Annotated in this window: 13 protein-coding genes and 1 tRNA gene; 13 read left to right on the forward strand and 1 reads right to left on the reverse strand. The window is 69.6% G+C overall.

From position 1 onward, the window contains the following. The 13 genes from AC13HU_RS16595 to AC13HU_RS16655 all read left to right on the forward strand — a co-directional run. The coding region (locus AC13HU_RS16595) for an LCP family protein (protein WP_483042641.1) at positions 1 to 1,683 on the forward strand (1,683 nt) is incomplete at its 5' end. 159 nt (positions 1,684 to 1,842) lie between these two features. Beyond that, complete coding sequence (locus AC13HU_RS16600; RefSeq protein ID WP_483042642.1) at positions 1,843 to 2,646, forward strand: leucine-rich repeat domain-containing protein; 804 nt, start codon at positions 1,843 to 1,845, stop codon at positions 2,644 to 2,646. Further along, entirely contained in the window at positions 2,643 to 3,527 is an 885-nt protein-coding gene (locus AC13HU_RS16605; protein ID WP_483042643.1) for a hypothetical protein, read from the forward strand. Before AC13HU_RS16600 ends, AC13HU_RS16605 begins: the two co-directional genes overlap by 4 nt. Positions 3,528 to 3,719: 192 nt before the next feature. Then, entirely contained in the window at positions 3,720 to 4,295 is a 576-nt protein-coding gene (locus AC13HU_RS16610; protein ID WP_483042644.1) for a TerD family protein, read from the forward strand. 108 nt (positions 4,296 to 4,403) lie between these two features. Next, positions 4,404 to 5,063, forward strand: a complete 660-nt coding sequence (locus AC13HU_RS16615) for a transglycosylase SLT domain-containing protein (RefSeq protein ID WP_483042645.1) — start codon at positions 4,404 to 4,406, stop codon at positions 5,061 to 5,063. Positions 5,064 to 5,607: 544 nt separating this feature from the next. Further along, the gene (locus tag AC13HU_RS16620) at positions 5,608 to 6,744 is read left to right on the forward strand and encodes an ATP-binding protein (RefSeq protein ID WP_483042646.1); all 1,137 of its coding nucleotides are present in this window, start codon (positions 5,608 to 5,610) and stop codon (positions 6,742 to 6,744) included. Continuing rightward, positions 6,741 to 7,142: a roadblock/LC7 domain-containing protein gene (locus AC13HU_RS16625; RefSeq protein ID WP_483042647.1), complete on the forward strand. Its 402-nt coding sequence runs from the start codon at positions 6,741 to 6,743 to the stop codon at positions 7,140 to 7,142. Before AC13HU_RS16620 ends, AC13HU_RS16625 begins: the two co-directional genes overlap by 4 nt. Beyond that, positions 7,139 to 7,513, forward strand: a complete 375-nt coding sequence (locus AC13HU_RS16630) for a DUF742 domain-containing protein (protein ID WP_483042648.1) — start codon at positions 7,139 to 7,141, stop codon at positions 7,511 to 7,513. The genes AC13HU_RS16625 and AC13HU_RS16630 overlap by 4 nt, the downstream gene beginning before the upstream one ends. Beyond that, complete coding sequence (locus AC13HU_RS16635; protein WP_483042649.1) at positions 7,488 to 8,090, forward strand: GTP-binding protein; 603 nt, start codon at positions 7,488 to 7,490, stop codon at positions 8,088 to 8,090. The genes AC13HU_RS16630 and AC13HU_RS16635 overlap by 26 nt, the downstream gene beginning before the upstream one ends. Next, positions 8,087 to 9,430, forward strand: a complete 1,344-nt coding sequence (locus AC13HU_RS16640) for a cytochrome P450 (protein ID WP_483042650.1) — start codon at positions 8,087 to 8,089, stop codon at positions 9,428 to 9,430. Before AC13HU_RS16635 ends, AC13HU_RS16640 begins: the two co-directional genes overlap by 4 nt. 358 nt (positions 9,431 to 9,788) lie before the next feature. Beyond that, positions 9,789 to 10,991 carry a tryptophan dimethylallyltransferase family protein gene (locus AC13HU_RS16645; protein WP_483042651.1) on the forward strand — a complete coding sequence of 401 codons (1,203 nt, stop codon included), beginning with the start codon at positions 9,789 to 9,791 and terminating at the stop codon, positions 10,989 to 10,991. A gap of 51 nt (positions 10,992 to 11,042) precedes the next feature. Beyond that, complete coding sequence (locus tag AC13HU_RS16650) at positions 11,043 to 12,416, forward strand: tryptophanase (protein WP_483042652.1); 1,374 nt, start codon at positions 11,043 to 11,045, stop codon at positions 12,414 to 12,416. Positions 12,417 to 12,704: 288 nt separating this feature from the next. Beyond that, a complete protein-coding gene (locus AC13HU_RS16655; RefSeq protein WP_483042653.1) occupies positions 12,705 to 13,328 on the forward strand; it encodes a histidine phosphatase family protein in 624 nt (207 codons plus the stop codon). Positions 13,329 to 13,467: 139 nt separating this feature from the next. Here AC13HU_RS16655 and AC13HU_RS16660 read toward each other — a convergent pair. Beyond that, positions 13,468 to 13,543: transfer RNA gene (locus AC13HU_RS16660), tRNA-Glu, on the reverse strand. Positions 13,544 to 13,691 lie beyond the last annotated feature (148 nt).

The following is a 13,691-nucleotide window of genomic DNA, read 5'->3' on the forward strand; positions in this document are numbered from 1 at the left end:
CGCGCCGGGGGGACGGCCGCCGGCGGGCCGGCCGACGACGCGCCGCCGGCCGGCGGGCGGGCCGCGGCCCGCGCGGCGGCCGCGCACGGCCGGGGCGGGGCCTCGCGCCGGCGGGGCGGCAGCCGGGCGAAGCGCAGCAGCGGAGGGCGGCGGTTCCTGCGGATCGCGGCGATCACCGTGTCGCTGCTGGTCGTGGTCACCGCCGGCGCCGGCTGGTGGTTCTACCAGCACCTGAACGGCAACATCACCAGCGTCTCGATGACCGACGGCGTCGGGAAGAACAGCGCCGGCAAGGAGAAGGCGGACGCCTTCGGCCGGACCCCGATCAACATCCTGGTGATGGGCAGCGACGGCCGCACCTCCGCCGAGGACTGCAAGCTGGGCGGCGGCTGCGCCAAGACCGGCGTGCAGACCGGGGGCACCGCGGACGTGGAGATGGTGCTGCACATATCCGCCGACCGCTCCAACTCCACCGTCATGAGCATCCCGCGCGACACCGAGACCGACGTGCCGGCCTGCACCGACCCCAAGACCGGCGCGAAGACGAACGGTTACCACGGCATGATCAACAGCGCGCTGGCGTACGGGCAGGCGTGCCAGGTGGCCACCGTGCACAAGCTGACGAACATACCCATCGACCACTTCATCCAGGTCGACTTCTCCGGCGTGGTCAGCATGTCCGACGCGGTCGGCGGCGTGCCGGTCTGCGTGAGCGGCGACGTGTACGACACGTACTCCCACCTGAAGCTCTCCAAGGGCACCCACACCCTCAAGGGCGTGGGCGCCCTGGAGTTCCTGCGCTCCCGGCACGGCTTCGGGGACGGCAGCGACCTCGGGCGCACCTACGCCCAGCACGCCTTCCTCAGTTCGCTGATCCGCAAGTTCAAGAGCGCGGGCACCCTGACCAACCCCGAGGCCGTCTACAAGCTGGCGAACGCCGCCACCAAGGCCCTCACCGTGGACACCGGGCTGGGCAGCATCAACAAGCTCATCGGCCTGGCCGACGACGTGAACAAGGTGCCTTCCAAGCGGATCACCTTCACCACCATGCAGACCGCCCCCGACCCGAACGACTCCAACCGGGTCGTGGTGGGCGCCGGCGCCCAGACCCTGTTCTCCACCATCGCAGGCGACCAGGCGCTGACGACCGCCGACGGCGGCAAGTCCGCGGCGGCCTCGGCGACCGCGAGCCCGTCCGCCAGTACGGTGCCGGCCGCGCAGGTCACGGTCACGGTGCGGAACGGCACCACCGTCGGCGGCCGGGCGGGCGCCATCGCCGACGAGCTGATCGGCAAGGGCTTCAACCCGGCCACCAGCAGCGGCAACGCCGACGCCACGGCCACCACGACGCTGACCTACGGTCCCGGGCAGAAGGGCGAGGCGCAGACCGCGGCCAAGGCGCTCGGGCTGCCGTCCTCGCACCTGAAGCAGGGCACGGCGGCCGGTGTCACGCTGGTGATCGGCGCCGACTGGTCCAGCGGCGCCGGCTTCCCCGGCGGCAACGGCTCGGCCTCCGCCGCCGACACCAAGGCCGCGCTGGCCGACGCGCACGCCGAGACCGCGGACAAGTCCACGTCCTGCGCGGAGGTCAGCACCTACAAGACCGTCCAGATCAACGGCGTCCCGATGACGCCGGGGCAGGCATACGCGGCCTCCCCGGGCAGGAAGGACTCCGACGACTGACGGTGATGATGTTCGTGGTGCTGCTGCGGGCGGGTTCGAATCGTCAACTGTCAGTGGGGCGTGGGAGTTTGGGTTTATCCGTATCGGCCGGTGGTGTGGCGCCCTTGTGGGTCGGTGTGACCGGTACGGCTTTCGGCACCCTCGCGAAGGATCAGCGCAGTGACACAGCAGGATCAGCCCGATCGGCAGGAGCAGCAGGAGCAGCAGCAGGAGCAGACGAAGGTGGCCGGTCTCGCGGTTTCCTCGCAGCAGGATGACGGTGATGCCGATGGCAAGGCGGCGCGGTTCAGTTATGCGCGGGAGGGTGGCGGTGGGCGTACCGGTCTGCGGCGGTACTCGGTTGCGGATGAGGTCGCCGGACATTTCGAGCGGTGGGGCGAGCGGGCCGCGGTGGAGAAGTTGGTGATCGAGAGCGATGCCCCCACGGATCTCGTCTCGCTCGCCGACATCCCCGAGCTGACCGCGCTGGAGTTGCGGTTGTCGCGGGTCACCGACATCGGGCCGTTGGTCGCGTTGACGGGTCTGCGGGAGCTCACGGTTGTCGCTCCGGTGCTCGACCTTTCCCCACTGGCCGCGCTGACCGGGTTGGAGTGCCTGGAGTTGCGCGGGGTGCGTGCCGAGGATTTCACGCCGCTGGCGGCTTTGACGCGGTTGACCCGGATATCGCTGATGAACACGCGGGTGCGCGATCTCGCGCCGCTGGCCGGCCTTCCCGCGCTGCGGGAGGTGACGATCGCGGGCGCGCCGCTCACGGATGCCGCTCCGCTGGCTCGGATGGCGCGGCTGGAGACGGTCACGCTCACGGACACGATGGTCGGCGAGCTTCCCGAGGCCGCAGGCAGCGCAACGTGGTCGGTGAAGCCCTCCTGGGCCGCGAAATGGTCATGGGTGAAGCGGCTTCGGAGGAGTTCCGGTACAGGTATACCGAGTCCTGCCGCGCTGGCGGTCACCACTCCCTCGTGAAGCACGCCGAGCAAGAAGCAGCGGACCGGGCCTTGGTCGCCGGCCGGGACGCGGCTGGCATCGCAGCGCTGCTGTGCTCGGATGCCCGCCTGGAGTCCTGGGTCGGCCCTCGGGACTCCGACGGGGAGTCGCGGCGTACCTTGCGTGGGCTCGCGCTGCGCGGCGGCGGGGGCAGTATCGGGTTCCCCGCGGGCAATCCGTGGGGCATTCCCGAGGATGCGACCGTGGAGCAGGCCATCCGGCACGTCTGGGAGCCGCTCGCCGAGTATGTCCCGGCCTTCGTGGACCGTCTGGTCGAGCGGGTCTTCGCCGTGGCCCTGGTCGGGCATCCGACCGGTGACCACCTCGTCTACCTGTACGCGATGACAGGCAGCCACGGCACGGTCGATTGGCAGGCGCCTATCGAGCAGTTGATGTGTAGCGACGCCATCGATCTGGAGGTGTGCTGGGGAGGAGAACCCCGGATCGTCTCCAGCCACGATGTCGTCGACCTCTTCGGTGGCCCGCTGCCGGCGCCGCTGCGCGAACTGGCCCGCGTCCACGGTCGCCTGTCCTTCAGCTACCTGGACGGCGATATCGATCTCGACCAGCTGACACGCTACACATGGGGATATACCGAGGAGGACCTCGACGACGAGGAGAGGGAGGAGGGGGAGCCGTCCACCCTGGAGGAGCATCTGGGCTTCCCATCGGAGCGGTACATCCTCTTTACCGAATGGCAGGACGGCGCCGCCGCCTTCGACCTCGACTCCCTTGACGATCTCGGCAACCCCCTGGTGGCCCTCCACGACTGCAACGACGGACTCGAAACCCCGGGATGGCACCCGTTCTGGGACTGGTTCGACCGGGAGCTCCCGCTCTACCTCGGCGTCGACGGCTGACATCCCGGGGCGGGCCCGCCGTCACCGGCCCCGCTGTCACCGGGCCCGCCGTCACCGGGGTCACCCCCGGGGCGGCCGGCCCGGACCGGAAAGCTTAAGCTCTTACGCAAGCCGGGAACCATGGCAAGCTGTACTGCGTCAGTTCCGGCAAGCAGCCGAACAGATAACCACGAGGACAACCGGAGGTAGTTCGTGGGCGTGACTCTGTCCAAGGGCGGCAACGTCTCACTGAGCAAGGAGGCGCCCGGACTGACCGCGGTCACCGTCGGGTTGGGCTGGGACGTGCGGACCACCACCGGCGCCGACTACGACCTGGACGCCTCGGCCCTGCTGTGCGACACGGCCGGGAAGGTGCTGTCGGACCAGCACTTCGTCTTCTTCAACAACCTCGCCAGCCCGGACCGCTCCGTCGAGCACAGCGGCGACAACCTCACCGGTGGCGGCGACGGCGACGACGAGCAGATCAAGGTCAACCTCGCGGGCGTCGCGCCCCAGGTGGACAAGATCGTCTTCCCCGTCTCCATCTACGAGGCCGAGGGGCGCGGCCAGAGCTTCGGCCAGGTCCGCAACGCCTTCATCCGGATCGTCAACCAGGCCGACGGCCGCGAACTGGCGCGCTACGACCTGACCGAGGACGCCTCGACCGAGACCGCGATGGTCTTCGGCGAGCTGTACCGGCACGGCCCCGAGTGGAAGTTCCGTGCCATCGGCCAGGGGTACGCCTCCGGGCTGGCCGGAATCGCGGCGGACTTCGGCGTCAACGTCTGAGTTGCCGAGCCGCTGAGCTGCTGAGTCGCGGGGTCCGGCCGGTCTCGGCCGGGCCCCGGCCCGGGGTTACCCTCGCAGAGGAGCGGCTCGACCCGTGAGGAGGCGATCGTGGCCGGCAGACGCAGTATCTGGCCGTGGCTCGCCGCCGCGGGCCTCGTCGTCGCCTTCCTGGCGGTCGGTCACGGCCGGCACGGCGACAGCCACGACGCCGATGCGCGGAGCAGCACCCCGCCCGTGACGACGGCGCCCGCGACGACGGGGGCGGCCCCGTCCGCGACACCGGACCCGAACGACCCCGCGCAGTTCGCCGCGCCCGTTGTCCGTTATGCCCAGCAGGCCGGTGTGCACGCGCAGTTGCTCATGGCCATCCTCTACAACGAGTCGTACAAGCCGCACGACCCCGCTCTCGAACGCGCCTGGCAGCAGGCGAAGCCCGACGCCGCGTTCGGCATCGCCAACATGCACCGCGCCGCGTTCGACGACACCAAGCGCGGCCGGCCGTTCGCGAACCGCAGCTGGGAAGAGCTCCCGGACCACCCGGACCTGGCGATCCAGGCCGCCGCCTGGTATCTGCACGACCTCGCGGCCCAACTCCCCGTCCACCGCGCCGGTTCGTACACCACCGACCAGTTGCTCGCGCTCGGTTACAACACCGGGACCGGCAACATGCGCGCCTTCGCCGAGGGCACCACCGCAGGACCGCAGGCCCGTTCCTACCTCGACAAGCTGCGCACCAACTGGCCCAAGGCGGCCCAAGCCCTCAAATAGCCGTCCTTGCACGGCCGTTCGACGACACCCGAAACCGGGGCCGCGGCGGCCCCCGGAACGGCGGTCGGCCTTCGCACAATGTTCACAAACGCGCGGCGGTGCGGGGTGAGTTGTCCCTCGCGCGGCCGGCACCAGTCGCCATTCATCCGGGCAAAGCGCAGGACCCGGGCGGGCGTACTCCCGGGAATTGCGGGCGCATTGTACTGACGTCGCGTCAGAAATTCACGTGCCAGTGGCACTTGCAGGCCGAGTGTCTGATCATGGTGGTACGATCGGCCCGCTTGCCAGGCTAGCCAATGAGCGTGCAGGACAGACGGCGATCGGGTCGAGAGGGTCCACCACACCGAGGAGCACCATGCCGCAGTCGGGCATACGGGGGCTCTTAAGTGTGCCGACCCGTCTGCGCTGCCGCCGGCAGGGCGTGTGTGACGCCCCGGGCCGTGCGAGTGCCGTACCGGCACCATCGCACATCAGTACCCCCCGGACGCGGAGACGCAGCCCCCCTCAGTCCCTGGTGGTCGTCTAGTCGCTTGAAGAGAGTCTCATGACGCATTACATACAGGATCCAGCGCTCTGGGCTCTGATCGCCGGCGCGCCGCTCGCCGCAACCGTCATACTCCGCGGGCGGAAAGCGCGAGCCAGACTGCGTACCGAGAACGCCGAGTTGGAGAACCGTTACGCGGAACTCGAAGGCGGCTTCTCCGAGTCGGTGCAGGAGGCACGGGTCCGCGCGGAGGACGCCACCAAGAGTGCGCTCAAGTCGGCCATGCGGACCCTTCAGGGCCTGGCCAACGAGCAGCAGGTGGCCATCTCCAAGGCCCAGGACAAGTTCGGCGAACACCACGTGCTCCAGGACCTCCTGGAGATCGACCACATGAACTCGCAGTTCGGCCGGCGTGCCCAGTCCATCGCCGTGCTCTGCGACGGGTGGTTGGGCCGGCAGCGGGTCGCCGCGTCGGTCTACGACGTGGTGCGCAGCGCGAAGGGCCGTATCCGGCACTACACGCGGGTCGAGATTCGTTCACAGAGCAACTTCGCCCTGATCGGCCGCGCCGTCGAGCCCGTGGCGCTGGCCCTCGCCGAACTGCTGGACAACGCGACCAGTTACTCGGCTCCCGACACCCCGATCGACATCACCACCCGCACCGTGCCCAAGGGTGTCTGCATCATCATCGACGATGCCGGTGTCGGTATGAACGAGGAGGAGAAGGCGCGCGCCGACGAGTTGCTGTCCGGCCAGGGCCCGGCCGGCGTGGCCGGACTCGGCAACCCGCCGCAGTTCGGGTTCGCGGTCATCGGCGTGCTCGCCCAGCGCTACGGCTTCAACGTGTCCGTCGACTCCTCCTCCCCCTACGGCGGCGTACGTGCGGTGGTGCTTCTTCCCGAGGAGCTTCTGACCAACATGCCCGAGCCGAAAGAGCCGCCGGCCTCCCGCACCTCTGCTCCCAACGGGGCGGCGGCTGCCGCGCCTGCCATGCCGGCGGAGCGGCCGTCCACATCCACCCCCGGTGGTCTGCCGAGGCGGAGCCGGAAGGGATCGATCTCCATCGTGCCGAGTGCGGACGCCCCCGCCGCGCCTCCCACCCGGACGAACGAGGAAGCCGCTTCGATCATGGGCGCCTTCCAGCTCGGCACACAGTCCGGGCGCTCCGCAAACAGGGAAGGGCATGAATCGCAGTGAACAACGACCTGTCATGGATGCTTGAAAGTGCCCTGGAGGTCCCCGGGGCACGCCACGCCATCCTGATCTCCGCCGACGGTCTGCTGATGGCCCGCTCGCACGACGTCAGGAAGGACGAGGCCGACACCGTTGCCGCGGCCATGAGCGGCATCCAGTCGCTGAGCCGCACGATGGGCAGCTTCTGCGGTGGTCCCGACATGGCCTGGCGTCAGACCCTGGTGGAGTTCGACGGCGGCTGGGTCTTCCTCATCTCCGCCGGTGCGGGCGCCTACCTGGCCGTCTCCTCCGCTCCCGACGTCGACATGGCCGCCATCACCTTCCGGATGCAGCAGCTCGTCGGCCAACTCGGCAAGGTCCTGACCGCGCCGCCTCGCGAAAACACGAGTACCCAGGTATGAACGAATCGGATGAGCCCGTAACGCAGCAGTCCACGGATTTAGTGCGACCGTACGTCATCACGAACGGGCGCGGTCTGCCGACCGACGACAAGTTCAATCTCATCACCCTGGTCACCGCGTCCGATCAGCCGCGGCCGGTCCATCTCGACCCGGAGAAGCACAGTGTCCTGGACCTGTGTTCGGGCGGAATGCTCTCGGTGGCCGAGATAGCCGGGCACATGAAGCTTCCGATCGGCATCATCAAGGTGCTGCTCTCCGACCTGTCGTCGGAGGGCTACCTTGTCGTGCGGCCGCCGGTGCCTCGTGCCCAACTCGCCGACGTATCGCTCCTTCAGGAGGTGCTGAATGGGCTCCAGGCCCGATTCGGCTGATGGCGTCTATCTCGACGGAGCGGTGAAGACCGCGGCCAAGATCCTGGTCGTGGGGCACTTCGCGGTCGGAAAGACGACGTTCATCGGCACCATGTCCGAGATCCCGCCGCTGCGCACCGAAGAACGGATGACCCAGGCCGCCGCCCTGGTCGACGACCTCAAGGGGGTGCGGGGGAAGACCACGACCACGGTGGCCATGGACTTCGGCCGCATCACGCTGAGCGAGCAACTCGTCCTGTATCTCTTCGGAACACCCGGGCAGGAACGCTTCGTCCAGGTGTGGGAGGACATGACCCGCGGCGCGCTCGGCGCGTTGATCCTGGTCGACCCCGAGCGGCTCAAGGAGTCGTTCCCCGTGATCGACCTCGTCGAACAATACGGGCTTCCCTACGCGATTTCCGTCAACCACTTCGACGACACGCCGAAGCGTTCCGACGACGAGTTGCGCGACGCCCTCGACCTGCTGCCCGAAACCCCCATCGTCACTTGCGATGCCCGCGACCAGAAATCATCCGCCGACGCATTGATCGCCCTGGTCCGGTATCTCCAGACGCGTACCGCTAGGAGCACGACGTGAGTACCGACTCAGGCTTCCCCTCTCCTCCGCCCGGCTGTCCCGCACACGGCCGAGTGCCGCTGCACGGGGCCGAGTTCCAGGCGGACCCCGACTCGTACTACGACTGGATGCGCAACTTCGGCCCCACCGTGCCGGTCGAGCTGGCGCCCGGGGTGGAGGCCACGCTCGTCACGGACTACTCCGCGGCGCTGCAACTGCTCCAGGACCCCGACACGTTCCGGAAGGACTCGCGCCGCTGGCGTGCCTTCAACGACGGGAAGATCAGCCCGAACAGCCCGGTCGTGCCGCTGCTCACCTACCGTCCGAACTGCATGTTCACCGACGGCGCGGACCACCTGCGGCTGCGCCAGGCGGTCACCGACACCATGGCCCGGGTGGACAGCCACCTGCTGAAGCGGAACGTGGACCGCGTCTCGCGTTACCTCATCGAGCAGTTCAACAGCCGCGGTTCGGTCGACCTGCTCAACGACTACGCCAAGCTGCTGCCGCTGTTCGTCTTCAGCGAGCTGTTCGGCTGCCCCGCGGACATCGGCGACCGGCTCCTCTTCGGTATCAACGGCATCTTCGACGGCATCAACGCCGAGAAGGCCAACGAGGTGCTCGCGCAGAGCGTCGCGGAGCTGGTCGCGCTGCGGCGGGCGGAGCCGGGCGACGACGTCACGTCGTGGCTCATCCAGCACCCGGCGAAGCTGAACGACGAGGAGCTGGTCCACCAGCTCATCCTGCTGCTGGGTTCGGGCGCGGAGCCGTTGCGCAATCTCATCGGCAACGGGCTGTGCCTCATCCTCTCCGACGACCGGTACTCCGACGGCGGGCTGCTCGTCGAGGACGCCATCGACGAAGTGCTGTGGAACAACCCGCCGATGGCCAACTACGCGCCCCACTACCCGGTGGCCGACATCGAGTTCGCCGGGCGCCGGATCGACGCCGGCGAGCTGGTGCTGGTCAGCTTCGCGGCGGCCAACACCGACCCGGTGCTGTCCGGCTCGCGCCAACTGCTCAGCAAGCGCGCCCACCTGGCGTGGAGCACCGGCCCGCACGGCTGCCCGGCCAAGGACCCGGCCCAGCTCATCACGATCACGGCCATCGAGAACCTGCTCAACCGGCTCCCGGACATCGAGCTGGCGGTGCCGGTGGACAGTCTGACCTGGCGCCCGGGGCCCTTCAACCGCGCGCTGGCCGCACTGCCCGCCCGGTTCGAACCGATACGGGTGGACCGGGACCCGCGGGCCGGAGCGCAGGGGAAGCCGGCGGGCATGGCCGGAAATCAGGGTCAATCGCAGGGCAAGGCGCAAAAGGGCGGCTTGTGGAGTTCGTTCCTGGCCTGGTGGAAGGTGTGATTCAGCCACGTTAGTGGCCGGAAAGTGCGCGTGATTCAGGTCACATCGCGCATATGCCTGCATCTCACATGATCATTCAACGGGGCGGGTAGTCACTCGGGCGAAAATCGTTGGCCAGGACCAAAGGAGTTGTCACCGTGCCTGCTCCCGCCGATCCCCCCGTACCGCTCCGACCCGCAGTTTTATTCATACCCCGGTCGCCGGACACCCACTCCGGATCATCGAACATTTGTTCCCACCCCGAGCGAATGTGCCTGCCGGGCGATGCGCCGCCTGTCGAACCCGCCCCTCGGGGCGGGTATCTTTTCGCCCGCCCCGGGCGTGTTCCGGCATATGCCACCACGACGGGAGGGAACTGGTGACCGGCAGTCGTTCATCGATTCGCGACTTCGCCGGCTCCGGCCTCTCCAGGCTGGAGCCGGCGCAGCTCGGCGGTCTCGTCACCGGGCAGCTCGCCCGGCTGTGCGACGTGGCGGAGCTCGACCGCGCGGACACGGAGACCTATGTCGAGATCCTCGCCGACAGCCTCGGCCCCGTGGCCGAACGGTCGTTGGCGCTGCCGCCGCCCACGCAGACCCTGCTCTCCGACGACCACACGCCGGTCGAGTACTCGCTGGCCTTCCTGCCCGGCTCCACTCCGGGACTGCGGGTACTGATCGAACCCGGCTGCGGGAGCGGGGACTTGGCGGCGAACGGCCGGACCGGGCTGCGGGTGATCCGCGAGATGGCGGAGCGCTGGAAGTTCTCCACCGAGCAACTCGACCGGCTGGAAGACCTGTTCTTCCCCGCCGCGCCCGCCGGGGCATTCGCCCTGTGGTGCGCGCTGGAGCTGCGGCCCGGCGGCGTCCCCGGGGTGAAGGTCTACCTCAACCCGGCCGCCAACGGCCGGGACCGGCGCGCGGAGACGGTGCGGGAGGCTCTCGCCAGGCTCGGCCACCGGCAGGCGTTCGACGCACTGCCACCGGCTGACGACTTCCCCTTCGTCGCGCTCGACCTCGGCGAGTGGGCGGCGCCGCGGGTGAAGGTGTACTGCACCCACGACAGCCTCTCCGCCGAGCAGGCCGGTGCGTACTCCCGTCTCGCGCCCGCCGACGGCCGGGACCAGACGACGGACTTCTTCCACGCCATCGCGGGCACCGACGACGATGGCGCCGGTAGCGGCATCGGTAGCGGCACCGGCATCGGTGACGACGGCGAGGGGCCGCTCACCCGGCGCGCCCTGACCTGCCACTCCTTCACCGAGACGGCGACCGGCCGACCCAGCGGCTTCACGCTGCACATGCCCGTCCGCGGCTACGTCGAACACGACGGACAAGCACGCGAGCGGGCGGTGGCGGTGCTGCGCCGCTACGGAATGGACAGCGCGGCACTCGACCGCGCACTGGCCGCGGTGACCTCCCGCCCGTTGAGCGACGGTGTGGGGCTCGTCGCCTACGTGGCGCTGGTGCACCAGCGTGGCCAGGCCCCGCGGGTCACCGTCTACGTCTCCTCGGAGGCGTACGAGGTACAACCGCCCCGCGAAGCGCTCCCCACCCGTGCCGGTCACGGGATCGGGCGCTGACACACCCGCAACACACCTTCGCACGACAGAAAGACAGGAGCAGCGGTCTGCATGGAGCCGTACCGGATCAAGGTCGTGGAACCCATTCCCGTCACGACGCGACAGCAGCGCGAGGAGGCGCTGAAGCGAGTGCACTACAACCTGTTCGACCTGCGGGCGGAGGAGGTGACCATCGACCTGCTGACCGACTCCGGAACCGGCGCGCTGTCGGCCGCGCAGCAGGCCGCCGGCATGGCGGGCGATGAGTCCTACTCGGGCTCGCGCTCGTACTACCGGTTCCACGACACCATCACCGAGCTGACCGGGTACTCCCACATCCTGCCGGTCCACCAGGGCCGCGCGGCCGAACGCGTGCTGTTCACCACGCTGTTGGAGCCCGGCCGGCTGGTGCTGGCCAACACGCACTTCGACACGACCCGGGCCAACGTCGAGCTGGCCGGCGCCGAGGCGCGGGACCTGCCGTGTCCCGAGGCACGGAACCTGGACAGCTCCGACCCGTTCAAGGGCAACATCGACCTGGAGGAGCTGCGCCGCACGCTCGCCGGGCCGGAGGGCTCCCGGGTCGCGATGGTGGTCGTCACCATCACCAACAACGGAGGCGGCGGGCAGCCTGTCTCCATGGAGAACCTCAAGCAGACGTCCGCGCTGTGCCGCGCGCACGGCGTGCCCTTCTTCCTGGACGCGGCCCGGTTCGCCGAGAACGCCTGGCTGGTCACCCGGCACGAGGCCGGCTACCAGGACCGCACCCCCCGGCAGGTCGCCGAGGAGGCGTTCCGGCTGGCGGACGGCTGCGTGATGAGCGCGAAGAAGGACGCCATCGTGCACATCGGCGGGTTCATCGGGCTCAACGACCCCGAACTCGCCCAGCGTTGCGAGCTGCTGCTCATCGCCACCGAGGGCTTCGCGACCTACGGCGGCCTGGCGGGGCGCGACCTCGACATGGTCGCCCAGGGGCTCACCGAGGTGACCGAGCCGGCCTACCTCGCGGAGCGGGCCGACATCGCCTCGCACCTCGCCCAACGGGTGCGCTCCGCAGGCGTCGACATCCTCGAACCGCCCGGCATGCACGCTCTCTACCTCAACGCGGGGCGGCTGTTCCCGCACATTCCCGCCCACAACTACCCCGGCCACGCGCTGTCCTGCCAGCTCTACCTGGAAGGGGGCATCCGCTCGGCCGAGTTGGGCTCCCTCTACCTCGGCGAGGAGGACGAGGACGGCAACCCGGTGAAGAGCGCGCCCTACGAGCTGGTCCGGCTCGCCCTGCCGCGCCGGGTCTACACGCGAAGCCACTACGACCACGTAGGCGAGACCCTGGCGAAGATCACCAAGATCGCCGACAGCGTGCACGGGTACCGGATCGTGGACCAGTCCCCGATCCTGCGCCACTTCCGCGCGACCCTCGTCCCGGTCCCGCTCACCGGCTGACCTGGTTCGACGCGGCACCGCCCGCGGCCCGGGTCGGGCAAGATGACCCGGGCCGCGGGCGGTCCGCGTCCCACCGGCGCGGGCGTACGGTGCCGGGCGGTGCGGGCGTACGGTGCCGGCGCCGTCGGTGTCGGGGCCGCCGAGGCGCCGGCCGCCTACCAGAACGGCCTCGTCCCCCCGTCCGGCGGCCCGAACACCTGAGCAGATCAAGGCCCTTCGCGGAACCGGCCCCGCACCGGGCGGCGTCATTCCGGGGAGCCGCAAGATCGACTCTGTGGAGGACCCGCCATGTCCGGAACGGCCGCCCGCTATCTCTACCTCGCCCGGCACGCCGAGGCTTCGGCGGATGAGAGCGAACTGACCGATGCGGGGCGCCGGCAGGCCGCTCTGCTGGGGCAACGGCTCCGCGGGGCCCCGCTGACAGCGATCCACCACGGCCCGCTCGCCCGTGCCGAACAGACCGCCCGACTGGTGGGCGAACAACTCGACGGCGTTCCCCTGCGGCGCTCCGAAACGGCCGGCGACTACGTTCCCTACCTGCCGGCACGCGAGGAGTTGCCGCCGCAGGCAGCCGACGACTGGGTCAGGTTCCTGGGCCAGTTCACGGCCGAGGAACGCGAACAGGGCCCCGGGCTCGCAGCGGCGGCCCTCGCGGACTTCACGGGCCCTGTCGCCGGCGACGAGCCGCTGCACGAGCTGGTCATCACCCACAACTTCCTCGTCGGCTGGCTCATTCGTGCAGCCTTCGACGCCCCGAAGTGGAGGTGGTTGGGCATCAACCACGCCAACGCGGCCCTGACCGTCATCCGCTACGCCCCCGACCGTCCGCCGGCGGTTCTCCTCTTCAACGACACCGGCCACCTCCCCGCCGATCTCCGCTGGACCGGCTTCCCCCAGGAGTTCCACATCTGAGCGCCAGGGCACCACGGGTCCCGGCGGGTGCGATCACAGCGTCCGCCGGAATCCGGCCGGCCGGTCGAGAGAACGACGACCGGCCCGTGCCGGCCGGTCCGCTGCGGCACTGCACTGCACGTGAACGTGCAGGATTTGGTGGTACCCCCAACGGGATTCGAACCCGTGCTACCGCCTTGAAAGGGCGGCGTCCTGGGCCACTAGACGATGAGGGCGAGGGCCTGCCGTGGTGGCCTTGCGGCGCACTTCGGGGACCCGGGAAGCATAGGGGATGGGTCGGGGGAACGGCAAAACGGTTAGGCGGCGTGGCGGCGAGGAGACGGCGCCCGGGGAGACGGCGCCCGGGGTGGGGCGGGTTGTGAG

It is taken from the genome of Streptomyces sp. NH27 (assembly GCF_056859195.1).

Excerpts from the sequence above, each read along its gene's own strand:
- AC13HU_RS16655 (WP_483042653.1), top strand. The coding sequence starts at position 12,705 with ATGTCCGGAACGGCCGCCCGCTATCTCTACCTCGCCCGGCACGCCGAG.
- AC13HU_RS16650 (WP_483042652.1), top strand. The coding sequence starts at position 11,043 with ATGGAGCCGTACCGGATCAAGGTCGTGGAACCCATTCCCGTCACGACG.
- AC13HU_RS16635 (WP_483042649.1), top strand. The coding sequence starts at position 7,488 with ATGGGCTCCAGGCCCGATTCGGCTGATGGCGTCTATCTCGACGGAGCG.
- AC13HU_RS16620 (WP_483042646.1), top strand. The coding sequence starts at position 5,608 with ATGACGCATTACATACAGGATCCAGCGCTCTGGGCTCTGATCGCCGGC.
- AC13HU_RS16630 (WP_483042648.1), top strand. The coding sequence starts at position 7,139 with ATGAACGAATCGGATGAGCCCGTAACGCAGCAGTCCACGGATTTAGTG.